The following is a 22,009-nucleotide window of genomic DNA, read 5'->3' as shown; positions in this document are numbered from 1 at the left end:
TAGATTACTAGCGTGCAGCGCTTGGCGGTTCGGCCAGCGTATCGGGAACGAGTTCGACGCTTCTGAGCGCGCTGCGGCCGTACTCATCCTCGGCCGCGTTCTGGATCGTGCCCGAGGTGGCGCTGCGCGAAGCGACCTTGATGCCGCGTTCCCCGAGGGCGACGGCGACGGCGGCCGCGCGATCTTCTGCAAGCTTGTCGCGCGCGTCGCCGCTGTCGGCCTCTCCGCTTGCGACGCGGCCGTTGACGAGGACGGTGGTGATCCCCCAGCGCTTCAGCGCCCATGCGGCATCGACCACGGCCTCGACGCCTTTCGGCGACAGCGTGGCAGCGTCTTCATCGAACGGAATGAGCGGGAGCTGGCCGACCGGCGGAACCACCATCACCGTCCAGCCCGGATGACGGACGGCGACGCGGGTTTCGAGCGCGCGCCAAGCCGGAAGGCGAATCCCCGGCATCGCCTCCGCAGTCATGGAAGCGAAGCGGCGCGCGAGATCGACATTCACGGACGAGGAAGACTGGGCGCCGAGGATCGCCAGTTCAGCGGCGACCTGCTGCGCGTCGGCCTCCGTCGCCTTGCGCAGCGATTCGCCCTGCGCGCGCTTCGCGGCTTCGAGTTCGCGCTGTTCGCGCTCCTTCAGCGTTGCATCGCTGTCGACCAACACCTGCGCCAGGTTGATCGCCACCGGCTCGTCGAGCCGAGCGCGGAGACGGGCGCTGATCTGCTGGTCGGCATCGTAGCGCCGCTGCGGGGTCTGGACCGTCGCGCGCGCAATGATCGGCTCGGCGGAAAAGTCCATCTCAAGCTGCGAAACGCGCGCGTCGGGACCGAAATAGGCGCCGATCGCCTCGCGGGTGAGGCGGCTGGCGAGGGCTTCCCAAGCGATCTGGTGCAGCGAGAACAGCAGCGGCGCCGACAGCACCGTGAAGATCGCGAGGACGCCGATCGTCTGAATGCGCGTGGACCTGTCCGACATGGCCGTACCGAAGCCGTACATCTTCGCCATCACGGCCGCGCTCAACGCGATCGCGAGGAGATTCGTCATGAACAGGCCGAGCGCGCCGAAGAACACGGTGCCGTTCAGTGTCGCGAGGCCATAGCCGACAACGGCGAGCGGCGGCATCAGCGCGGTAGCGATGGCAACGCCGACGATCGTTTCGCCGCGTCCACGGATGACGGCGTAAGCGCCGGCGAGTGCGGAAAAGATCGCCACCAGAAGATCGAAGAAGTTCGGCCGCGTCCGTGCAAGGATTTCGGGCGTGACCGCCTGCAGCGGGGAGAGATAGACGACCGCCGCGCAGAAAAGGACGGCCGCCGCGACGCCGATTCCAAGCGTTGTCAGCGCGAGCTTTGCTTCGGCGAGGTTGAAGCGCGCAAGGCTGAAGCCGAGCGCCATGATCGGACCCATGAGCGGTGAGATCAGCATGGCGCCGATCACCACAGCCGGCGACGAAAGCAGAAGGCCGAGCACGGCGATGCCTGCCGACATGATGAGCATGAAACCGAAGCGGGCGGACCAGTGCGCCTCGCCATCCAGCTTCGCGGCGACCTCCGCGTGATTGACCGAGCGGACCACGAAACGCCGCCAATAGGCGCGCTGGCGGCGCCACAAAGTCGCTGCGTGGTGAAGCGTTCTATCCATCCGGGCCTTCATGCCCGTGCGCGTCTTGCTATCCAAATCCTCTACTCAACAGCCATGCCGCAACACCGATGACGATGACCGAAACGCCCACCCCCATTCGCGCATAGTCCGAGAAGCGATAGCCGCCCGGACCCATGACGAGCAAGTTGTTCTGATGTCCGATGGGCGTGAGGAAGTCCGACGAGGCGCCGATCAGCACCATGATGAGACCCGCATCGGGCGCGAATCCCATATACTCCGACATCTGGATCGCGAGCGGCCCCATGATGATCGCGGTCGCCACGTTGTTGAGCAGCGCGGAGAGAAGCAGCGTTGCAGCGCCGATTGCCACGAAGGTCATGAATACGCTCGCGTCGCCGAGCTGCGCGCTCAGCCATTCCGACAGGATGTTCACTGCGCCTGTCGATTCAAGGCTCTGGCCGACCGGGATCATCGCCGCGAGCAGGACGACCACCGGCCAATCGATCGACCGGTACACTTCCGACGTCGGAATGAGGCGCGTCGCCGCCAGGATTGCGGCCGCGCCGAAGAACGCGATCGCGGGGGACACGTCAAACGCCACGATGCCGACGATGGCCGCGGCGAATATGGCGACGATGGCGGCGGCGCGGCTTGGCTCTACGGGAGGCGTATCCAGCCGTCCGATCTCCAGAAGACGGGCGTTCGCTGTGAACGCGCCGAGTTGATCCGCCGGGCCATGAATGAAGAGCTGATCGCCCGGCTGTATCTCCATTTCCGAAAGCGGCAATCGCTCGTGCGCAGCGCGCGGGCCCGCCGCGACGACGCGGAGCTGTTGGCCGCTTCGCCATGTGACCGCTTCGTACCTCTGGCCGATCAGAAACGATCCGTGCGCTACCGCAGCGCGCACAGTCGTCGCATCAGGGGCGGGATTGCGGGTAACGGTCGGATAGGTGCCGGTCGCGTCGGACAGCTCCCACGGATCCTTGCGGCTGAGCACGAGCACGCGGCGCCGATCGCCGCCGATCGCCTGCGAAATGCTCTCGAAACTCGCAAGGAGACGGCTGCCGGCTTTGCGCAGTGCTGCGCGGAGTTCCGCATCGTCCGTTTCAACGGGAACATCGAGCTCGAAGATACGCCACGGATTGGCGAACGCGCGGACAGGCGCGCGGGCATCGGGGAGCAGCCGCCAGCCGATCACCGCCATGTAAAGCAGCCCCGCCGCCGCCACGCAGCTTGCCACCGGCGTCATCTGGAAAAAGCTGAAAGGATCGCCGAGCGCGTTCTGCCGGATCGAGGACAGGATGAGGTTTGCCGGCGTTCCGATCAGCGTCGTCATGCCCCCGAGAATCGTCGCGAACGCGAGCGGCATCAGTGCTGCGGACGGGGAACGCCGGGAATCGATGGCGACCTGCGTGGCGATCGGCATCGTGATGACGAGCGCGGCGATGTTGTTCATGAACGCCGACAGCACGGCGCCGACCACCATCACGATGATGAGCCGGACAGGAAACGGCGCCTGGCCAGGGATGACCCGGCGCGTGAACGCGGCAGCTACACCGCTCAGCTCGACCGCACGACCGACGATGAGCACCGCGGCCACGGCGATCACCGCGGGGTCGGAAAAGCCTGCCAGCGCCTCTTTCGGGCTGACGACGCCGAACACCAGCGCCGCGAGCAGCGCGATGACGGCGACGAGGTCGTGACGTACCTTCTCGCTGATGAACAGCACCAGCGAGAGGGCGAGGATCGTCGAGCTGACGATCGCGGGATCGAAGGGCAGGTTCAGGAGAGGCGAACGCCGGCAGCGCCGGCGACCTCCTGCACATACTGCCATGCGACACGGCCCGAACGTCCGCCGCGTCCCGTTGCCCATGTGACGGCGGCCTGCGGATCGATATCGAGGCCGTAGGCGCGGCCGTAGGCCTCGACCATCGCGAGGTACGTCGTCTGGTCGCAGGCGTGGAAGCCCAGCGAGAGGCCGAAGCGGTCGGCAAGGGCGAGGCGGTCATCGAGCACATCGCGGGCGTTGATGCTGTTCGCGAGTTCGTTCTCGCGCATTTCGCGCGGCACGATGTGGCGGCGGTTCGAGGTGACGTAGAAGCGGCAATTGTCCGGCCGCGCCTCGATGCCGCCTTCGAGCACCGAGCGCAGGCGGCGATATTGACGCTCGTCCGTATCGAAGCTGAGATCGTCGCAGAACAGCACGAAAGCGCGATCGAACTTCGCGAGCCGGCGTAGCAGCAGCGAGACGTCGGCGATGTCGTCGCGCTCGATCTCGACGAGCGCGATGGCCTCGCCCGCCGCCTGCAGATGCGCGACGGCGGACTTCACGAGGCTCGACTTGCCCATGCCGCGCGAACCCCAGAGGAGGATGTCGTGCGCGGGCAGGCGCTTCGCCAGCCGCTCGGTGTTGCGGAGCAGGGCCTCGCGCTGCGCATCGATGCCGACATAGCGGTCCAGCGGCTGCGCGCGGAGCGTCGCGACCGGCCGCAGCGCGCCGTGATCCCAGGCGTAGGCGGGTGCGTCGGGCGCATCTTCGATGGCGGGCGGCGCGGGGGCGAGCCGCTCCAGCGCATCGGCGATACGCGCAAAAAGGCTGATTTCAGGAGATTCGGGCGTTTTCATTGCGTCTCGCTCTTGCATTTGTATAGTCGCGCGCCAAATCGCAGCCACACGCGTTCGAAAGCAAGGGTCTCAATGCTCATTTCTCCAGCCTATGCGCAAGCCGCGGGGGCAGCGCCGGGAGGCGGCGCGGCTTTCCTCAATGCCATCATGCCGTTCCTGCTCATCATCCCGATCTTCTACTTCCTGCTGATCCGTCCGCAACAGCGGCGCCTCAAGCAGCACCGCGAGATGATCGCGGCGGTGAAAAAGGGTGATACGGTGGTGACCGCCGGCGGCCTGATCGGCAAGGTCGCGAAGGTGACCGACGACGAGGTCGAGGTCGAACTGGCCGCATCCACAAAGGTTCGCGTTGTGAAGTCGACGCTTTCCGAGGTTCGCGCCGCCGGTGCCGGCAAGCCTGCCAACGACACGGCTGCCTGAAGGTTGACCCCGCGCCATGCTTGAATTCTCCAAGGTGAAGATCTGGTCGATCATCGCCGTGCTCGTTGCGGGCGTGATCTTCGCGATCCCCAACGCCTTTCCCGAAGAGCAGGTTCAGGCCTGGCCGAGCTGGGCACCCAAGAAGCAGATGAACCTCGGCCTCGACCTCCGGGGCGGGAGCCACATTCTTCTCGAGGCGAATGCCGAGGGTCTTGCGCGCGCCAACATCGACAAGATGGAGGAAGACGCGCTTTCCGAGCTGCGTCGCGCCGAAGGCGGTGCGATCGCGGTGGGCGATGTCAGCAATCGTGGCGGACGCGTCAGCTTCCTCGTGCGCAATGTCGACGATGTCGACCGCGCGGTGGACCTGCTGCGCAATCTTTCCATGCCGATCGGCGTGACCGGGCAGCGCAGCTTCAACGTCGAGGTGACGGACGGCAACCGCATCGTGCTGACGCAGACGTCAGCCGGCCGCACGCAGGCGATGGAAAGCGCGATGACGCAGGCGGTGGAGGTGATCCGCCGCCGCATCGACGAACTCGGCACGCGCGAACCGACGATCATCCGGCAGGGCAAAGAGCGCATCGTCGTGCAGGTGCCGGGGCTTCAGGACCCTTCGGCGCTGAAACAGCTTCTCGGCAAGACCGCGCAGCTTGAATTCAAGCTTGTCGACATCACGGCCGACCCGGCGGACGTCGCGGCGGGCCGTGCGCCCGCGGGCAGCCAGATCCTGCAGATGGCGGATACCGGCCAGCCGATCGCTGTGAAGCGCCGCGCGATCATCACCGGCGATCAGCTGATGGACGCGCAGCAGACGCTGCAGCAGGGCCAGTGGGTGGTGAGTTTCCGCTTCGACAGTGCGGGCGGGCGGCGTTTCGCGCGCACCACGCAGGAGAACGTCGGCAAGCCGTTCGCCATCGTGCTCGACAACCGCGTGATCAGCGCGCCCAACATCAACGAGCCGATTCTTGGTGGCTCGGGGGTCATTTCCGGCAGTTTCAACGCGGAGAGCTCGAACGAGCTGGCGATCCTGCTGCGCTCGGGCAAACTGCCCGTGGAGCTGAAGGTCGTCGAAGAGCGCACCGTCGGTCCCGACCTCGGCGCCGACTCGATTCGTGCCGGCGCGATCGCATCGCTGGTCGCGGTGCTCGCGGTGGGCGTGTTCATGCTCGTCACCTATGGGCGGTTCGGCGTCTATGCCAACATCGCGCTGGTGCTGAACGTGATCCTGATCCTCGCGGTCATGTCGCTGACCGGCGCGACGATGACGCTCCCCGGCGTCGCGGGCATGGTGCTAACCATCGGCGCGGCGGTCGACGCCAACGTGCTCATCAACGAGCGCATCCGCGAGGAACGCCGCAAGGGCAGGAACGTGAGGGCAGCGGTGGAAACCGGCTTCAAGGAAGCCAGCCGCACGATCTGGGACGCGAACACGATGAACCTGATCGTGGCCGCCGTGATGTTCGCGTTCGGCTCCGGCCCGATCAAGGGCTTCGCCGTGGTGCTCACCATCGGCATCGTCACATCGGTGTTCACCGCCGTGACCATCACGCGGCTGTTCATCTCCAATTGGCTGCATCGCAAGCGGCCAACGACCATCACCATCTGATCGGACCCATCCATGCGGCTCCTGAAACTCGTTCCGGACAACACCAACATCGGCTTCGTGCGGATGCGCTGGGTGGCGTTCGCCATCACGGTGGTGCTGACGCTGAGCTCGATCGCGCTGCTCGCGACGCGCGGGCTCAACCTCGGTGTCGATTTCGTCGGCGGTCTGATGATGGAGGTGAAATTCGAGGAGCCCGTGAAGCTCGACGAGCTTCGCAATACCGTGGACAGCCTCGGCGTCGGCTCCTCGGCGCTGCAGAACTTCGGCGGGCCGGACACGGTGCTGGTGCGCCTGCCGCTGCCCCCCGGCGATGACGCGGCGGTGCAGAAGGTCGTGCAGGAAGTGCAGTCCGCGATCAGCGAGAACCACAAGGACGCGACCTTCCGGCGCGTCGAAACGGTGAGCGGCAAGGTTTCCGACGAACTGATCCGCGACGGCATCATCGCGATCGTGCTTTCGATGGGGGCCATCGCGCTGTTCACGTGGTTCCGCTTCGAATGGCATTTCGGCGTCTCGACGATCGTCGCGCTCGTCCACGACGTAACGGTGACGCTTGGCTTCTTCGCGCTGACGCAGCTTGAATTCGATCTCAACATCGTCGCGGCGGTGCTGACGATCATCGGCTATTCGCTGAACGACAAGGTGGTCGTCGACGACCGCATCCGCGAGAATCTGAGGAAGTACCGGCAGATGGAGATCGGCTCGCTGATCGACCTCTCGGTCAACGAAACGCTTTCGCGCACGGTTGCGACGACGATGGCGCTGATCCTCGCGCTCGGTTCGCTGCTGCTGCTCGGCGGCGACGTGCTGTTCGGCTTCACGGCGGCGATGCTGCTCGGCATCGTGATCGGCACCTACTCGTCGATCTTCGTGTCGTCCTCGCTGCTGATCTCGCTCGGCGTCGGGCCGCACACGTTCGCGCCTGCCGACACTGGAACTGCCGAGAAGGTCGGCAGCCGTTAGAGCCTGTCCTGTTCAGTTTGAGGCGTCGTGACGGAGCGGAAATGGGTGCATGGGTAGGAGCGAGGAGGGAGCGATGCAGAAGCATCGTGATCGACGAGCGACGCCCCCATGCGCCCATTTCCGCCCGCCGCTTCGCGGTTGCGTTGCCGCGCCCGCCGGACGGCGTCGCGCGGCTTGCGCGTAGCTCTGCTACGCGCCGCACCACGCTCCCTGCCGGACGAACACGGAAACGCAATCACGATGCCTCAAACTGAACAGGACAGGCTCTAGCACGTGCCGCTCGAACTGCAGACAGGCCCGCGCGGCGTCCACCGTATCGATGCGATCCGGGGCGGCCGGTTTGTCGTCGCTGGGGAAGCGCGTGCGGGAAGCATCCTCATTTGGCCGGGCGGTATCGAGGACGCGGGCGATGCGATCACGCTGGAAGCCTTCGCGCCGCTGCTCGCGCTTGATCCCGCGCGGGAGATTCTGCTCGTAGGCACGGGAGCCGCGCTGTGCTGGCCCGATCAGGATCTGCTCGATGCGCTCGCCGCGAAGGGGGCGGGGGTTGACGTCATGACGTCGCAGCTTGCCGCGCGGACCTACAATGTGCTGGCCGGGGAAGGGCGTCTTGTCGGCGCCTTACTGCTGGGCCTCGGTGCCTGAAACGATCCCGCTGAGGTGCGCGTGGAGCGCATCGGTGTTGGTCTTCCAGTCGAAACGCAGCGCTGATGCCCGCACGGCCTCGGGTGACGGAGGCGTTTCCAGCATGGCGCGGATCGCCTCGGCGAAAACGGCGGGCCGAGCATCGTCGATCAGCGTTCCGGCTTCGGCGCGGTCCACGACTTCGGCGGCGGCGCCGACGTTCGCGGTGACGACGGGCGTGCCGCTTGCGAGCGCTTCGACCCACACGTTGGCGAGGCCCTCGCTCGATGAGGCATGAACGAACACATCTGCCGCGGCCATCAGGGCGGGCATGTCGGCGTGGTGCACCCCGCCGAGCAGCCGGACGCGCTGAGAGAGGCCGCGTTCGGCGATCATCGCTTCCAGTTTTCGCCGTTCGCGCCCTTCGCCTGCGATGAACAGCGTGGCATCGGGCAGCAGCTCGGCCGCTCCGATCACGAGGTCGAAACGTTTGAGCGCGACGAGGTTGCCGACGGCGAGCAGCAGCGGCCCCGAAACGCCGACCGACGCCTTCGCGGCCGCGCGGTCCACGGGGCGAAAACGATCAAGCTCGATGCCCGTGCGGTGCACGCGAATCTTCTCTTTAGGCATTCCGATCGCGACCATGTCGGCCTTCAGCGATTCGGAGACCGCGAGCAGGCCGTCCGCCGCATTCGCGGCATCCACCATCATCTTCCGCGCGGCAGGGCGCTGGCCCCAAAGGCGGATGTCCGACCCCCGCGCCTTGATGGAGACCGGAATTCCGAACGCGCGGCCCAGCCGCACGGCGGCGGGGCCATCCGGCCAGAAAAACTCGCAATCGATCACATCGGGGCAGAAGCCGTCGGCGATGAGATCGAGGAGCACGTTCCGCCCGGCCCGGTACGCAAGCGCGGGGTTGAAACGCCAGCCGACAGCGGGGAGCAGCGGAAAACGCGGCCAGAAAACCGGGATGCCGTTATGCTCGCCCTGTCCCGGCACGCGCGTGAGCGCCGCGTAAGGACCGACCGGCAGGAACATGCCGACGGGCGCGAGAACTTTCAGGTCCACATCGCCGCGCGCGGCGAGGCGTGCTGTCTGTCGCTCGACGAATCCGCCGAAATTCGGCTGCACGGCGTTGGGGTACAGCGAGGAGAAGGTGAGGACGTTCAGCACGGCGTCATGCTGATAGCGTCAGTATCCCGCGCCTGCCAACCCATCAGCGCTTGGCGCACCGTTCGCGACCGGTTAAGGAGTGCCGCATGACAGCTTCGTCCCGTACCGGTCGCGCGACCGGCCGTGCCCTCCTGCTCCTCGTTGCCGCCGGCCTCGCGCTGTCGGCCTGTGCCGGCAAGAAGGGGCCGAACGTCTCCGATCGCAGCTACATCGCGCGCGACGTCGAGACGCTCTACAACTTCGGCAAGGATACGCTGAACAAGGGACGCTACAAGCAGGCGGCGCTGATCTTCGACGAGGTGGAGCGCCAGCACCCCTATTCGACATGGGCGCGCCGCGCCCAGCTGATGAGCGGTTTTTCGTACTATCTGGCGAAGGATTATCAGCAGGCGATCCTGTCTTCGCAGCGCTTCCTGTCGCTGCACCCCGGCAACAAGGATGCGGCCTACGCCTACTACCTGATCGCGATCAGCTATTACGAGCAGATCGCCAATGTGCAGCGCGATCAGAAGATCACCGATCAGGCGCTTTCCGCGCTTACCGAGGTGACGCGCCGCTTCCCCGATTCGCCCTATGCGTCCGATGCGCGGATGAAGATGGATCTTGCCCGCGACCACCTCGCCGGCAAGGAAATGGAAATCGGCCGCTTCTACCAGCAGCGCCGCCAGTTCATCGCGGCTGCCTCGCGCTTCCGCAACGTCGTCGACAAGTATGACGTGACGAGCCACACGCCGGAGGCGCTGCACCGGCTCGTGGAGGTCTATCTCGCGCTCGGCCTGCGCGACGAGGCGCGGAAGACGGCGGCGGCGCTCGGGTACAACTATCCCGGATCGAAGTGGTACGAGCGCAGCTTCGCGCTCGTCGAACGCTACACCACCGGCTGAGGCGGCTGGCGTGCTGGCCGCGCTGGAAATCCGCAACGTCGTCCTTATCGAACAGCTTTCGCTCGATTTCGGCGAAGGCCTCGGCGTGCTGACCGGCGAGACCGGCGCGGGCAAATCCATCCTGCTCGACAGTCTCGGCCTCGCGCTCGGCGCGCGTGGCGACACGGGCCTTGTGCGCGCGGGGGCGGGGCAGGCGCAGGTGACGGCGGTGTTCAGCGTGGGCGCAGACCACGAGGCGTTCGCGCTGCTCGGCGAGCAGGGTATCGAGACCGAAGGGCAGGAGATCGTGCTGCGCCGGATCGTGCGCAGCGACGGCGGCAGCCGGGCATTCGTGAACGACCAGTCCGTGAGTGCGCAGCTTCTTCGCGACGTCGGCGGCACGCTCATTGAAATCCACGGCCAGCATGACGAGCGGGGACTGCTCAATCCGAAGGGGCACCGGGCGCTCCTCGATGCTTTCGCGGGCATCGATACGGGCGCCTGCGGTGAGGCCTACCGGGCGTGGCGGGATGCGGAAGCGGCGCTTGCGACGGCGCGGGAGACCGTGGAGCGCGACGAACGCGACCGGGAGTTTCTGGAGCACGCCGTTGCGGAGCTGCGTGCGCTGAGGCCCGAACCCGGCGAAGAGGAAACGCTCGCGGCGCGGCGCAGCGACATGCTGAAGGGCCAGAAGCTTGTCGAAGACCTGGACGCGATCAGCGGCGATCTCGACGGCAGCGATGGCGGCCTTGCACGCCTGCGCACTGCGGCGCGGCGGCTGGACCGGGTGGCTGGCGAGCATCCTCTGCTTGGCGAGATGCTCGCGGCGCTCGACCGGGCGCTCGTCGAGGCGGGAGAAGCGGAGGATCACCTTCGCGCCGCACGCGATGCGCTGTGGTTCGACCCGGCTGAGCTCGATGCTTCGGAAAGCCGACTGTTCGAGCTGCGCGGCGTCGCGCGCAAGCACCGTGTGGAGCCCGATCGGCTCGCCGATCTTGCCGCCGAGTTCGAGGCGCGCGCGGCGGCGATCGCGGCGGGCGAGGCGGGGCTTGCGGGGCTGGAGCGCAAGGTCGCGCGCGCGCGGGAGGCGTTCATCAAGGCTGCCGACGCGCTCGGCACGGCACGGCGGGCTGCTGCGGAACGGCTTGATCGCGCGATGGCCGCGGAGTTGCCGCCGCTGAAGCTGGAAGCTGCGAAGTTTCGCACAGTGGTGGAAACGCTGCCCGAGACGCAGTGGTCGGAGGCCGGAACCGACCGCGCCGAGTTCGAGATTTCGACGAACCCCGGCGCGCCGTTCGGGCCGCTCATGAAGATCGCCAGCGGTGGCGAGCTTTCGCGCTTCATGCTGGCGCTGAAAGTGGCGCTTTCCGAAACGCGTGGGCAGGGCACCTTGATCTTCGACGAGATCGACAGGGGTGTCGGCGGTGCGACGGCGAGCGCGATCGGCGAGCGGCTGGCGCGACTTGCCGAGGGCGCGCAGGTGCTGGTGGTGACGCATAGCCCGCAGGTTGCGGCGCGCGCGGCGCAGCAGTTCCGCATCGAGAAGGCTTCGGACGGGAACGCGGCGCGTACAGCGGTCGTTCGACTGGATGCCGAGGCGCGGCGTGAGGAGATCGCGCGGATGCTCTCGGGCGCCGAGATCACCGATGAGGCGCGGGCGCAGGCGGAGAGATTGCTGGCGTGAAGCGTATTAAAGACCTGACCGAGGCCGAAGCGGCGGCGGAACTCGAACATCTGGCGCAAGAGATCGCCCGGCATCGGCGCGCCTATTACGAGCACGACGACCCGGAGATCAGCGACGCGGAATTCGACGCGCTGGAAAAGCGCAATGAAGCGATCGAGGCTGCATTCCCCCAACTCGTGCGTGCCGACAGTCCGTCGCGGAGCGTGGGCGCGGCGCCTGCGGGCGCGTTCGCGAAGGTGACGCACGCGAAGCCGATGCTGAGCCTCGACAATGCGTTCAGTGCTGAGGAGGTCGAGGATTTCGTCGGGCGCATCCGACGTTATCTGCGGCTTGGGCCGGAGGAGCCCGTGGCGCTCACGGCCGAACCCAAGATCGATGGGCTTTCGTGCTCGCTGCGCTACGAGCGCGGCGTCTTCGTGCAGGCAGCGACGCGCGGAGACGGCAGCGTCGGCGAGGACGTGACCACGAACGTCCGCACCATCGCCGACATTCCGCAGCGCCTGCCGATCGACACACCCGTGTTCGAGGTGCGCGGCGAGGTCTACATGTCGAAGGCCGATTTCCTTGCGCTGAACGCGGAGCAGGAACGGGCGGGTGGCAAGATCTTCGCCAACCCCCGCAACGCGGCGGCGGGCTCGCTGCGGCAGAAGGATGCCACGATCACGGCGGCGCGGCCGCTGCGCTTTCTCGCGCACGGCTGGGGGGAGGTGACGGCGCTCCCCGCCGACATGCAGATGGCGGTGATGCAGGCGATTGCGGGCTGGGGCATCCCGGTCGATCCGCTGCTCGCGCTGGTGGACGGCGCGGAGGGTGCGCTCGATCACTACCGCCGGATCGAGCACGCGCGCGCCGATCTCGGCTACGATATCGACGGCGTCGTCTACAAGGTGAACCGGCTGGATTGGCAGGAACGGCTCGGCTTCGTCGCACGTGCGCCGCGCTGGGGGCTGGCGCACAAGTTCCCCGCCGAGCAGGCGGAGACCACGCTGGAAGCGATCGACATCCAGGTGGGGCGCACGGGCAAATTGACGCCGGTTGGCCGACTTGTGCCGGTGGGCGTGGGCGGCGTCATCGTGTCCAACGTCACGCTTCACAACGCCGACGAGATCGGGCGGCTGGGTGCGCGGCCCGGCGACCGGGTGCGTATCCAGCGCGCGGGCGACGTGATCCCGCAGATCGTCGAGAACCTCACGCGGGACGAGGATCGTCCGCCGTTCGTGTTCCCCGATCACTGCCCCGAGTGCGGATCGGCGGCGGAGCGGGAGCCGGGCGAGGTGGATTATCGCTGCACGGGCGGGCTCATCTGCCCTGCGCAGCGTGTCGAACGCCTGCGACACTTCGTGTCGCGGCGGGCGCTTGATATCGAGGGGCTCGGCGAGAAGAGCATCGTCGAGCTGTTCGCCGACGGATTGCTGCAATCGCCTGCGGATATCTTCCGGCTGCACACGCACGCGGACGCGCTGAAAACGCGGGACGGGTGGGGCGAGCAGTCGGTTGCGAACCTCGTTGCCGCGATCGACGCGCGGCGTGCGCCTCCGCTCGACCGGTTCCTGAATGCGCTCGGCATCCGGCATGTCGGCGAGGTGACGGCGCGCGATCTGGCGCGGCGCTATGGGAGCTGGGCCGCGTTTCGCGAGATGATCGACCGGGCGCTCGCGCGGCGCGCGGAGCTTTCGCCTGTGCTCGGGGAGACGGAGGACAAGTTTCTTGCGCGCGAGGCGAAAGAACTTGCGGCGATCATCGAAACGCCGGGCGTCGGGCCGGAAGTGGCGCTCGCGCTTGTCGATTTCTTCGCCGAGCCGCACAATGCCGAGGCGGTTGCCGACCTGCTGACGGAAGTTTCCCCCGCCGATGTCGTGTTCGAGACGCGGGAGTCGCGCGTCAGCGGCAAGACGGTGGTGTTCACCGGCACGCTTGAGGCCTTGTCGCGTGACGAGGCGAAGGCGCAGGCGCAGGCGCTCGGCGCCAAGGTCGCGGGATCGGTGTCGGCGAAAACCGATCTCGTCGTCGCCGGGCCGGGCGCGGGGTCGAAGCTGAAGAAGGCGGCTGACCTCGGCATCGAGGTGATCGACGAGGCGGCATGGCTGGAAATCGTCCGGCAAAGCTGACGCCCTGCGGCACGTGCGCGCATCCCTGGGCCAGTCACATAGATGACGTTTTTTTATGGACATGGTAAAAACAGTCCGTAACCTGCTGGCGTTTCGGCAGAACCGGGGGTCTGTTGGACATGAGAAGCTTGGCTGTCGCCACGACGCATCCTGAGTCAGGTGCGCTCGATGTTACGGCGAACGACTTGTACGGCGAGGGCCGCTGGCCCGAGGTGTTCGCGCGCCTGCGGCGCGACGATCCCGTGCATTTCTGTCCCGCCAGCTTCTATGGGCCGTACTGGTCCGTCACGCGGCACGCCGATATCGCGCATGTCGAGGCGCTGCCGCAGCTTTTCTCGTCGTCGTGGACGCACGGCGGCATCACCATCCTGCACAACGACCCCGACATCCAGCTGCCGATGTTCATCGCGATGGACCGGCCCGAACACACCGCGATGCGGCGCACCGTGTCACCCGCGTTCAGCCCGAGCGCGCTCACAGACCATTCCGCAGCGATCCGCACGCGCACGGCGGCGCTGCTCGACAGCCTGCCGGTGGGCGAGGCGTTCGATTGGGTGGACCGCGTTTCGACCGAACTCACGACGCAAATGCTGGCGACGCTGTTCGATTTCCCCTGGGAAGACCGCCGCCTGCTCGCGACATGGGCGAACTGGGCGGGCGATTTCCGCGCCGCGGTGAGCCCGGCGCTGCGCCGCAAGCGCCAGCGCGTGCTCCAACAGATGGTCGACTATTTCGGGCGGCTGTGGGCCGAACGGCGGAACAGCGGGCGCGCGCCCGATCTTCTGTCGCGGATGATCCATTCGGACGCGATGTCCAATCTTCGGCCGCAGGAATTCTGCGGCAACCTGATGCTGCTGGTGATCGGCGGCACCGACACGACGCGCAATTCGATGACCGGGCTCGTCGTCGCGCTCGATCAGTTTCCCGAAAACCGGCCGCTGCTGGATGCCGACCGCGGCCTTGTTGTCAACGCCGTGTCGGAACTGATCCGCTGGCAGACGCCGTTGTCGCACATGCGGCGCACGGCGACGGAAGACACGGAGATCGGCGGCAAGCTCATCCGCAAGGATGACAAGATCGTGCTGTGGTACAACAGCGCGAACCGCGACGAGGCCGTCTTCACCGATGCGGACCGCTTCGACGTGACGCGCGCCAATGCGCGGCGCCACATGGCCTTCGGCTTCGGCATCCACCGCTGCGTCGGTGCCAGGCTTGCCGAGCTTCAGCTCTACATCCTGCTCGAAGAGATGCTGAGCCGCGAGATGCAGGTAACGCCGCTCCACGCGCCGATGCGGATTCCGTCGCCCTTCGCGAACGGTTACCGCAAGCAGATGGTGACGATGACCCGATCCTAGCGTTTTGGAGCGCGTTACGACGCGCATCCTTTCCGTCATTCTCCTGTTTGCGGGGGTGAGGAAGGGAGGCTTCGCCATGGCGACCAAAGTGGCGGCGGGAAGCAGCGATCTCGCCGCGATCGATCCGGCGGACTACCGCTATTTCACCGAGCAGACATGGCCCGCGCTGTTCGCGCGGCTGCGCGCCGAAGACCCGGTGCATTATTGCACGGAGGGGATGTTCGCGCCCTACTGGTCGGTGACGCGCTACAAGGACATCGTGCATGTCGAGGCGCTGCCGGACATTTACTCCTCGTCGTGGGAGTATGGCGGCATCACCGTGCTCGACGCGCTCGACCAGGAACTGAAGTTCCCGATGTTCATCGCGATGGACCGGCCGCAGCATACCGCCGAGCGCCGCGTCGTGGCGCCTGCCTTCACGCCGAGCGAGATGCAGCGGCTTGCCGGGCCGATCCGTGCGCGGACGGCAGCGCTGCTCGACGGCCTGCCGGTGGGCGAGACCTTCGACTGGGTGGACCGGGTTTCGATCGAGCTCACCACGCAGATGCTTGCGATCCTGTTTGATTTTCCGTGGGAGGACCGCCGGCTGCTCACCAAGTGGTCGGACTGGGCGGGCGACGTGCAGGCGGCGGCCGATCCGGCGATGCGGGAAGAGCGCACGCGCATCCTTTACGAGATGGGCGCTTATTTCCACGGGCTTTGGCAGGCGCGCCTCAATGCGCCGCCCGCGCCGGACCTGCTTTCGATGATGATCCATTCCGAAGCTTTGTCGAAGATGGATGAGCAGGAATTCATCGGCAATCTCGTGCTGCTGATCGTGGGCGGCAACGACACGACGCGGAACTCGATGACCGGGCTCGTCCGCATCATGAACGAATTTCCCGGCGAATGGGCGAAGCTGAAGGCGGACCGGAGCCTCGTTCCCAATGCCGTTTCCGAACTCATCCGCTGGCAGACGCCGCTCGCGCACATGCGGCGCACGGCGAAAGAGGGCACGGAGCTTGGCGGCAAGACCATCCGCAAGGGCGACAAGGTGGTGATGTGGTACATCTCCGCCAACCGCGACACGGAAGTCTTCGAAGATCCGGACCGCGTGGACTTCGGCCGGGAAAACGCACGGCGGCACCTGTCGTTCGGTTACGGTATCCACCGCTGCGTTGGTGCGCGTCTCGCCGAATTGCAGCTTTCGATCCTGATCGAGGAAATGCTTGCGCGCGGCATCGACGTGGAAGCAGTTGCACAACCGCTGCGCGTGCCTTCCCCGTTCATTAACGGCTACAAGGAACAGATGGTCCGGATCACCAAGTCTTAACAGGTGTTTAGAAAGAGCTATGCACTGGTTGCATGGCCGGTAGAAGATTTCATCGACTACTCACTGATGTTGCACTGCACCATATGTCTCCCTGTCGCCACTAGGGGCGGCAGCAGGAGGCTTACATGATCTACGCATATGCAAAGGCCGCCACGATGGCGTTCCCGCAGGATGGGCAGACGGTGCAGCCGACCAAGCTTCGTGAAGCGCGCAGCCTTGCTGGACTTTTCAGCGAGCGCGGCCGCGACATGCAGCTGTTCCACGCCTGGCGCCCGTAACCACGGGCCTCAGGCTTTGAGGAGCCGCAAGGTCGGCCACTCGCCGATGACGGTTCTGGAGGCCGGCGCGACCCCGCAATCGCGGTACGCCGCTTCAACCGCTTCGGCCTGACCCGCGAGCAACCCGGCGAGGACTAACGTCCCGCCGGGCGCAAGCGCCGCCGCGATGGACGGCGCCATTTCAATAAGCGGCCCGGCGAGAATATTCGCCACGACAAGATCGAACGGCCCGCGTGCGGCAAGCGCCGCATCTTCCAGCCCATCAGCCACATAGAGCGCGATTTCGCCTGCGGCTTCGCCGATGTTAACCATGTTCACTTCGGTATTCTCGCGCGAAACCTTGATCGCGACGGGATCAATGTCGCTTGCGGTGACGACCGCCTCCGGCCACGCCTTGACGATCGCGAGAGCAAGGATCGCCGTTCCCGTGCCGAGATCGAGCGCGTTCTTCGGCGCGAAATCGAGCGCATCAAGCGTCAGCAAGCAGCCCGTCGTCGTCGCGTGCTGACCGGTACCGAAGGCAAGCCCCGCCTCGATCTGAAGGCCGAGGCGGCCCGGCGGCAGTTTTTCCGCATCCGCCGCGGTGTGGACGAAGAAGCGCCCGGCATCGACCGGATCGAGCCCCGCCTGGCTCATCGTTACCCAATCCTCGTCGGCCAGCTCGACAAGCGTATGCGCGCCTTTCGCGCTCGGCATCAGCGCGGAGACCGCCTCGATCAGCGCCTGCGGCGGGTGCTCTTCGGTGTAAACGTCGAGCTGCCAGTCGTCGGGCTTCGATTCATCCGGCTCGCTCGTCATCACGACGGGGGGCGGATCGAAGTCGGCGAGTTCGGGCACATCGCCGGTGAAGAGATCGGCTTCGGCGCGCGTGCAGGCGAATGTGAGTTTCCATGTCGTCATACCCGCGGGGAATAGGCCGGGCGGGGGCGGGTGGCAATGTTTCGACGAACGGCGCTTGGCAGCGCCGCGCCGGGACGCCATGCTGCCGCGACAATGTTCCTGCCGAGGGTTGATCCATGAAACTCCGCACGCTTCTGCCGCTTCTTCTTATGGGTGTCGCCGCCTGCGATTCAGCGCCGAAAGCTCCGCCCAAGGCGGACTGGAAGGCGTTTTCCGACGCCTATATCGAGGCGACCTTCAAGGCCGATCCCTATTTCGCCGTCTATCAGGGGCGGCATGAGTACGACGGTATCCTGCCGGACTGGTCGAAGGGGGGAATCGATGCGGAGATCGCGCGGCTGAAGGATGCGCTTGCCGACGCGGAGGCGATCGATCCCGCCGGCCTCGCCGATGCCGAGCGTTTCGAGCGCGACTATCTGATCGCGGTGACGCGTGGCAGCCTGTTCTGGCTGGAAACGGCGCGCTGGCCCTATCGCAATCCGGCCTTCTACACCGATGGCGGGCTCGACCCGAACGTCTATGTGGCGCGGCCCTATGCGGCACCGGACGTGCGCCTGAAGGCGTTCGTGAAATACGCGAACGCGCTTCCCAAGGCCGCCGAGCAGATCAAGGCGAACCTCACGGGGCCGATGCCGCGCACGTACATCGATTACGGTCTCGCGGCGTTCAACGGCTATGCCGATTATTTCGCGAAGGACGTGAAGATGGCCTTCGCGGAGGTGAAGGACGCAGCGCTTCAGAAGGAACTGGACGCGGCGAGCAGCACGGGCGCGAAGGCGATGCGCGATCTTGCCGCCTTCCTGGAAACCAAGCGTGCCGGCCAGACCGAGGATTTCGTGCTGGGCGCGGAAACCTTTGCGGCGATGGTGCGCGAAACCGAGGGCGTCGACATCAGCCTCGATGAACTGGAACGCATCGGCGAGGCGGACCTGAAGCGCAATCAGGCCGCGCTGAAATCGGCGTGCGACAAGCTCGCGCCCGGTAAATCCATCGCGGACTGCATGGAAGTCGTCGCGAACGACAAACCCGCGGACGGCCCGGTCGCGGAGGCGCGGCGCCAGCTTCCGGACCTGAAGGCGTTTCTGGTGAAGGCCGATCTCGTGACCATTCCGGGGACGGAGGAAGCGCTCGTTGAGGAATCGCCGCCGTTCAACCGGCAGAACAGCGCCTACATCGATATCCCAGGGCCGTATGAGAAAGGGCTGCCGTCCGTCTACTACATCTCGCCGCCCGATCCTTCGTGGCCGAAAGACGTGCAGGACGCGTTCGTGCCGGGCAAGCTCGACCTGCTGTTCACCTCGGTGCACGAGGTCTGGCCGGGGCATTTCCTCAATTTCCTGCACGCGAACCGCGCGAAATCGCAGTTCGGCAAGGTGTTCGTCGGCTATGCCTTCGCGGAAGGCTGGGCACATTACACCGAGGAGATGATGTGGGAAGCGGGGCTCGGGAACGGCGACCCCGCGACACATGTCGGCCAGCTTTCGAACGCGCTGCTGCGCGATTGCCGCTACCTCTCCGCGATCGGGATGCACGCGCGGGGCATGAGCGTGGAGCAATCCCGCCAGATGTTCCGCGACCAGTGCTATCAGGACGAAGGCAACGCCCGCCAGCAATCGGCGCGCGGCACATACGATCCCGCCTATCTCAACTACACGATGGGCAAGCTGCTGATCCGCAAGCTCCGCGAGGACTGGACGGCATCACGCGGCGGCCGCAAGGCGTGGAAGGCGTTCCACGACGAGTTTCTTGGGTATGGCGGGCCGCCGATCCCGCTGGTGAGGAAGGCGATGATGAAGGAAGCTGAAGCGAAGGCGGTGTTTTGAGAACTGGTGGCGGAACGAGTTTTTCCGATGAACAGAATTGATGAAACGGCTCTGGCGGCTGAATGGAGTTTTCAGGCGGTTGATGGAGGTTACATCTATTACGCGTGGCCGAATTCCAAAGGTATACGCGTTACGAAAGAAGAAAGGGAAGTATTCCTAAAAGGTGTCTCTGATGAATGGTATTCGATTATAGACGGAAGAGACGCTATGGAGCCACCTAGGCCGTATTGGCCGGAGCTTTGGAAAAGACTGCGCTCACTTCTTAGAATGCTTAATTGATACGCAGATCTGGGTGGTCTTCTGTCGAGCCATTGGAGAGCAGTGGCTCTACCCCTGCACCTCTACAAAGCTGTCCAGCACACGCTTTTCGCCCGCGTGATCGAACGCGACTTCGAGCTTGTTGCCCTCGATGCCCTTGATCGTGCCGCCGCCGAATTTCTGGTGGAACACGCGCATCCCCACGGAGAGGTCGCGGCGGGGGGCGGCGCCGACGGTGACCGAGACGGGTTTCGCGTCGATCTGTGTCGCGGCGCGGGTGGGGCGGCCGTAGGTTTGGGCGCGTTGCCAGCCAGGGCCGTGGCCGCGCTGGGTGGCGCGGTGGACGTCCGCGAAGGGATCGCGCTCGTCGAGCGCGGCGCGCCAGAGCGAGGCGCCGCCGGAGAGCGAGGTTTCGGCCTCGATATGCTCGCGCGGGAGTTCATTCACGAAGCGTGAGGGGATGGACGAGGTCCACTGGCCGTAGACGCGGCGGTTTGCGGCGTGGAGGATCGTCGCTTCCTGCTTCGCGCGCGTGATCCCGACGTAGGCAAGGCGGCGTTCTTCTTCGAGGCTCTTGAGCCCGCCTTCGTCGAGCGAGCGCTGCGAGGGGAATACGCCTTCCTCCCAGCCCACGAGGAAGACGTGGTCGAATTCGAGGCCCTTGGCTCCGTGGAGCGTCATGATCGTGACCTTGGGCTCGTCGCGCGCCTCCTCGTTGTCCATCACGAGGCTGACGTGCTCGAGGAACGCCTCCATCGATTCGAACTCTTCCATCGCGCGGGTGAGTTCGAGCAGGTTCTCCACGCGGCCCTGCGCCTCGGTGGAGCGGTCGGCCTGCCACATGGCGAGATAGCCTGATTCCTCGATGATGATGCGGGCAAGTTCCGGGTGGGGCATCTTATCGGATAGATGCCCGCGCCAGCGGCGGAAATCCTCGGAAAGCTGTGCGAGCGCCTTGCGCGCAGCCGGGGGAATCTCGCTGGTGCCGGCGATGTCCGAGGCGGCGACGGAGAGAGAGATTCCAGCCGCGGCGGCGAACTGGTGGAGGCGCTGCAGGCTCTTGTCGCCGAGGCCCCGCTTGGGCGTGTTGACGATGCGCTCGAAGGCGAGGTCGTCGGCGGGCTGGCTGACGACACGGAAATAGGCGAGGGCGTCGCGGATTTCGAGGCGGGCGAAGAATCGGGGCCCGCCGATGATGCGGAACGGGATGCCGACGCGCACAAAGCGCTCCTCGAACTCCAGCATCTGATACTGCGCGCGCACGAGGATGGCGATGTGGTCGGCGGAGACGCCGCGGCGCTGGAGGCTTTCGATCTCCTCGCCGACGCGGCGGGCTTCTTCGGGGCCATCCCACACGCCGAGCACGCGGACCTTTTCGCCGCTGTCCGCCTCGGTCCACAGCGTCTTGCCGAGGCGGTCGGCGTTCTGCGCGATGAGGCCGCCGGCTGCGCCGAGGATGTGGCCGGTGGAGCGGTAGTTCTGTTCGAGGCGGATCACCTTGGCGCCCGGGAAATCCTGCTCGAAGCGCAGGATGTTGGCGACTTCCGCGCCGCGCCACGAATAGATCGACTGGTCGTCGTCGCCCACACAGCAGATGTTCTTGTGCTTCTGCGCGAGCAGGCGCAGCCAGAGATACTGCGAGACGTTGGTGTCCTGATACTCGTCGACGAGGATGTAGCGGAAACGCGTCTGGTACTGCTCCAGCACGTCGCGATGCTTCGCGAAGATCGTGAGCATGTGCAGCAGAAGATCGCCGAAATCGGTGGCGTTCAGCTCCACGAGCCGCGCCTGGTAGGCGGCGTAGAGCGTGCCTGCCTTGCCGTCCGCGAATGCCCATACTTCATCCTTCGGGAGCGTTTCCGGGGTCCAGCCGCGGTTCTTCCACTTGTCGATCACCCCGGCGAACTGCCGCGCCGGCCAGCGCTTTTCGTCGAGATCGGCGGCGGTGATGATCTGCTTCAAGAGACGAATCTGGTCGTCGGTGTCGAGGATCGAGAAGTTCGATTTGAGCCCGACAAGCTCGGCGTGGCGGCGCAGCATCTTCGCGGCGACGGCATGGAAGGTGCCGAGCCAGCCCAGCCCCTCCGACACATCCCCAATCACGCTGTGCATCCGCTCGCGCATCTCGCGCGCCGCCTTGTTGGTGAAGGTGACGGCGAGGATTTCGGATGGCCACGCGCGCTGCGTGTAGATGATGTGCGCAAGGCGCGACGTGAGCGCGCGCGTTTTCCCCGTTCCCGCGCCCGCCAGCATCAGCACGGGGCCTTCCGTCGTTAGCACGGCGTCACGCTGCGGCGCGTTCAGGCCGCTGAGATAGGGCGGTTCATCGCGGGTCGAGGTCGGAACGGATACACTCATCATGCGCTGTGATAGTCTCTATGGTGCTGCCTTGGCCAGCGTGAAGAACATTT

Annotated in this window: 17 protein-coding genes; 11 read left to right on the top strand and 6 right to left on the bottom strand. The window is 65.9% G+C overall.

The features are described from left to right. Window positions 1–7: 7 nt before the first annotated feature. Genes ACE3TJ_RS02960 through ACE3TJ_RS02950 form a run of 3 tightly spaced genes read right to left on the bottom strand, consistent with a single transcriptional unit; the run spans window position 8 to window position 4,228 of the window. Window positions 8–1,642 carry a DUF389 domain-containing protein gene (locus tag ACE3TJ_RS02960; protein ID WP_374593689.1) on the bottom strand — a complete coding sequence of 545 codons (1,635 nt, stop codon included), beginning with the start codon at window positions 1,640–1,642 and terminating at the stop codon, window positions 8–10. A gap of 28 nt (window positions 1,643–1,670) precedes the next feature. Beyond that, the gene (locus tag ACE3TJ_RS02955; RefSeq protein ID WP_374593687.1) at window positions 1,671–3,437 is read right to left on the bottom strand and encodes an SLC13 family permease; all 1,767 of its coding nucleotides are present in this window, start codon (window positions 3,435–3,437) and stop codon (window positions 1,671–1,673) included. Then, window positions 3,386–4,228, bottom strand: a complete 843-nt coding sequence (locus ACE3TJ_RS02950; RefSeq protein ID WP_374593685.1) for an ATP-binding protein — start codon at window positions 4,226–4,228, stop codon at window positions 3,386–3,388. The genes ACE3TJ_RS02955 and ACE3TJ_RS02950 overlap by 52 nt, the downstream gene beginning before the upstream one ends. 72 nt (window positions 4,229–4,300) lie before the next feature. On the opposite strand from ACE3TJ_RS02950, the gene yajC reads away from it, so the two are divergent. The 4 genes from yajC (at window position 4,301) to ACE3TJ_RS02930 (ending at window position 7,865) form a co-directional block, all read left to right on the top strand. Beyond that, complete coding sequence (yajC, locus tag ACE3TJ_RS02945) at window positions 4,301–4,648, top strand: preprotein translocase subunit YajC (RefSeq protein WP_374593682.1); 348 nt, start codon at window positions 4,301–4,303, stop codon at window positions 4,646–4,648. 16 nt (window positions 4,649–4,664) lie between these two features. After that, a complete protein-coding gene (gene secD, locus ACE3TJ_RS02940) occupies window positions 4,665–6,257 on the top strand; it encodes a protein translocase subunit SecD (protein ID WP_374593680.1) in 1,593 nt (530 codons plus the stop codon). A 12-nt stretch (window positions 6,258–6,269) separates the two neighbouring features. Next, the gene (gene secF, locus ACE3TJ_RS02935) at window positions 6,270–7,220 is read left to right on the top strand and encodes a protein translocase subunit SecF (RefSeq protein WP_374593678.1); all 951 of its coding nucleotides are present in this window, start codon (window positions 6,270–6,272) and stop codon (window positions 7,218–7,220) included. 273 nt (window positions 7,221–7,493) lie between these two features. Continuing rightward, window positions 7,494–7,865: an MTH938/NDUFAF3 family protein gene (locus ACE3TJ_RS02930; RefSeq protein WP_374593676.1), complete on the top strand. Its 372-nt coding sequence runs from the start codon at window positions 7,494–7,496 to the stop codon at window positions 7,863–7,865. On the opposite strand, the gene ACE3TJ_RS02925 is transcribed toward ACE3TJ_RS02930, so the two are convergent. Beyond that, window positions 7,842–9,017: a glycosyltransferase gene (locus ACE3TJ_RS02925; protein ID WP_374593674.1), complete on the bottom strand. Its 1,176-nt coding sequence runs from the start codon at window positions 9,015–9,017 to the stop codon at window positions 7,842–7,844. The two genes, ACE3TJ_RS02930 and ACE3TJ_RS02925, sit on opposite strands and share 24 nt — an antisense overlap. Before the next feature lie 86 nt (window positions 9,018–9,103). Here ACE3TJ_RS02925 and ACE3TJ_RS02920 point away from each other — a divergent pair, with 86 nt between their 5' ends. The 6 genes from ACE3TJ_RS02920 to ACE3TJ_RS02895 all read left to right on the top strand — a co-directional run bounded on the left by ACE3TJ_RS02920 (window position 9,104) and on the right by ACE3TJ_RS02895 (window position 16,617). Beyond that, window positions 9,104–9,901: an outer membrane protein assembly factor BamD gene (locus ACE3TJ_RS02920; protein ID WP_374593672.1), complete on the top strand. Its 798-nt coding sequence runs from the start codon at window positions 9,104–9,106 to the stop codon at window positions 9,899–9,901. Window positions 9,902–9,911: 10 nt separating this feature from the next. Beyond that, window positions 9,912–11,564 (top strand): DNA repair protein RecN, encoded by a 1,653-nt coding sequence (gene recN / locus ACE3TJ_RS02915; RefSeq protein ID WP_374593670.1) that lies wholly within the window; start codon window positions 9,912–9,914, stop codon window positions 11,562–11,564. Next, window positions 11,561–13,672: an NAD-dependent DNA ligase LigA gene (ligA, locus tag ACE3TJ_RS02910; RefSeq protein ID WP_374593668.1), complete on the top strand. Its 2,112-nt coding sequence runs from the start codon at window positions 11,561–11,563 to the stop codon at window positions 13,670–13,672. Before recN ends, ligA begins: the two co-directional genes overlap by 4 nt. 119 nt (window positions 13,673–13,791) lie before the next feature. Continuing rightward, the gene (locus ACE3TJ_RS02905) at window positions 13,792–15,027 is read left to right on the top strand and encodes a cytochrome P450 (RefSeq protein WP_374593666.1); all 1,236 of its coding nucleotides are present in this window, start codon (window positions 13,792–13,794) and stop codon (window positions 15,025–15,027) included. A 76-nt stretch (window positions 15,028–15,103) separates the two neighbouring features. After that, window positions 15,104–16,339: a cytochrome P450 gene (locus tag ACE3TJ_RS02900; protein ID WP_374593664.1), complete on the top strand. Its 1,236-nt coding sequence runs from the start codon at window positions 15,104–15,106 to the stop codon at window positions 16,337–16,339. A 125-nt stretch (window positions 16,340–16,464) separates the two neighbouring features. Beyond that, window positions 16,465–16,617: a hypothetical protein gene (locus ACE3TJ_RS02895; RefSeq protein ID WP_160119237.1), complete on the top strand. Its 153-nt coding sequence runs from the start codon at window positions 16,465–16,467 to the stop codon at window positions 16,615–16,617. 9 nt (window positions 16,618–16,626) lie between these two features. On the opposite strand, the gene ACE3TJ_RS02890 is transcribed toward ACE3TJ_RS02895, so the two are convergent. Further along, window positions 16,627–17,517, bottom strand: coding sequence for a 50S ribosomal protein L11 methyltransferase (locus ACE3TJ_RS02890; RefSeq protein WP_374593662.1), 891 nt, complete (start codon window positions 17,515–17,517; stop codon window positions 16,627–16,629). A gap of 116 nt (window positions 17,518–17,633) precedes the next feature. Between ACE3TJ_RS02890 and ACE3TJ_RS02885 the strand changes: the two genes are divergently transcribed. After that, window positions 17,634–19,340 (top strand): DUF885 domain-containing protein, encoded by a 1,707-nt coding sequence (locus tag ACE3TJ_RS02885; protein WP_374593660.1) that lies wholly within the window; start codon window positions 17,634–17,636, stop codon window positions 19,338–19,340. A gap of 327 nt (window positions 19,341–19,667) precedes the next feature. Here the strand turns inward: ACE3TJ_RS02885 and ACE3TJ_RS02880 are convergent, their stop codons facing one another. Continuing rightward, window positions 19,668–21,956, bottom strand: coding sequence for an ATP-dependent helicase (locus ACE3TJ_RS02880; protein WP_374599285.1), 2,289 nt, complete (start codon window positions 21,954–21,956; stop codon window positions 19,668–19,670). Between the last annotated feature and the right edge of the window lie 53 nt (window positions 21,957–22,009).

The sequence above is a fragment of the Sphingosinicella sp. genome (genome assembly GCF_041916975.1).
Taxonomy (GTDB): Bacteria; Pseudomonadota; Alphaproteobacteria; order Sphingomonadales; family Sphingomonadaceae; genus Sphingosinicella.
The sequence above is the reverse complement of the archived record's forward strand: the minus strand, read 5'-3'. Positions and strand labels throughout refer to the sequence as shown.

Bases quoted from the DNA above. Each gene is read 5' to 3' on its own strand.
- ACE3TJ_RS02960 (WP_374593689.1), bottom strand. From the start codon at position 1,642: ATGGATAGAACGCTTCACCACGCAGCGACTTTGTGGCGCCGCCAGCGC.
- ACE3TJ_RS02955 (WP_374593687.1), bottom strand. From the start codon at position 3,437: ATGGCAGTATGTGCAGGAGGTCGCCGGCGCTGCCGGCGTTCGCCTCTC.
- ACE3TJ_RS02950 (WP_374593685.1), bottom strand. From the start codon at position 4,228: ATGAAAACGCCCGAATCTCCTGAAATCAGCCTTTTTGCGCGTATCGCC.
- yajC (WP_374593682.1), top strand. From the start codon at position 4,301: ATGCTCATTTCTCCAGCCTATGCGCAAGCCGCGGGGGCAGCGCCGGGA.
- secD (WP_374593680.1), top strand. From the start codon at position 4,665: ATGCTTGAATTCTCCAAGGTGAAGATCTGGTCGATCATCGCCGTGCTC.
- secF (WP_374593678.1), top strand. From the start codon at position 6,270: ATGCGGCTCCTGAAACTCGTTCCGGACAACACCAACATCGGCTTCGTG.
- ACE3TJ_RS02920 (WP_374593672.1), top strand. From the start codon at position 9,104: ATGACAGCTTCGTCCCGTACCGGTCGCGCGACCGGCCGTGCCCTCCTG.
- ACE3TJ_RS02905 (WP_374593666.1), top strand. From the start codon at position 13,792: ATGAGAAGCTTGGCTGTCGCCACGACGCATCCTGAGTCAGGTGCGCTC.
- ACE3TJ_RS02900 (WP_374593664.1), top strand. From the start codon at position 15,104: ATGGCGACCAAAGTGGCGGCGGGAAGCAGCGATCTCGCCGCGATCGAT.
- ACE3TJ_RS02895 (WP_160119237.1), top strand. From the start codon at position 16,465: ATGATCTACGCATATGCAAAGGCCGCCACGATGGCGTTCCCGCAGGAT.
- ACE3TJ_RS02890 (WP_374593662.1), bottom strand. From the start codon at position 17,517: ATGACGACATGGAAACTCACATTCGCCTGCACGCGCGCCGAAGCCGAT.
- ACE3TJ_RS02885 (WP_374593660.1), top strand. From the start codon at position 17,634: ATGAAACTCCGCACGCTTCTGCCGCTTCTTCTTATGGGTGTCGCCGCC.
- ACE3TJ_RS02880 (WP_374599285.1), bottom strand. From the start codon at position 21,956: ATGAGTGTATCCGTTCCGACCTCGACCCGCGATGAACCGCCCTATCTC.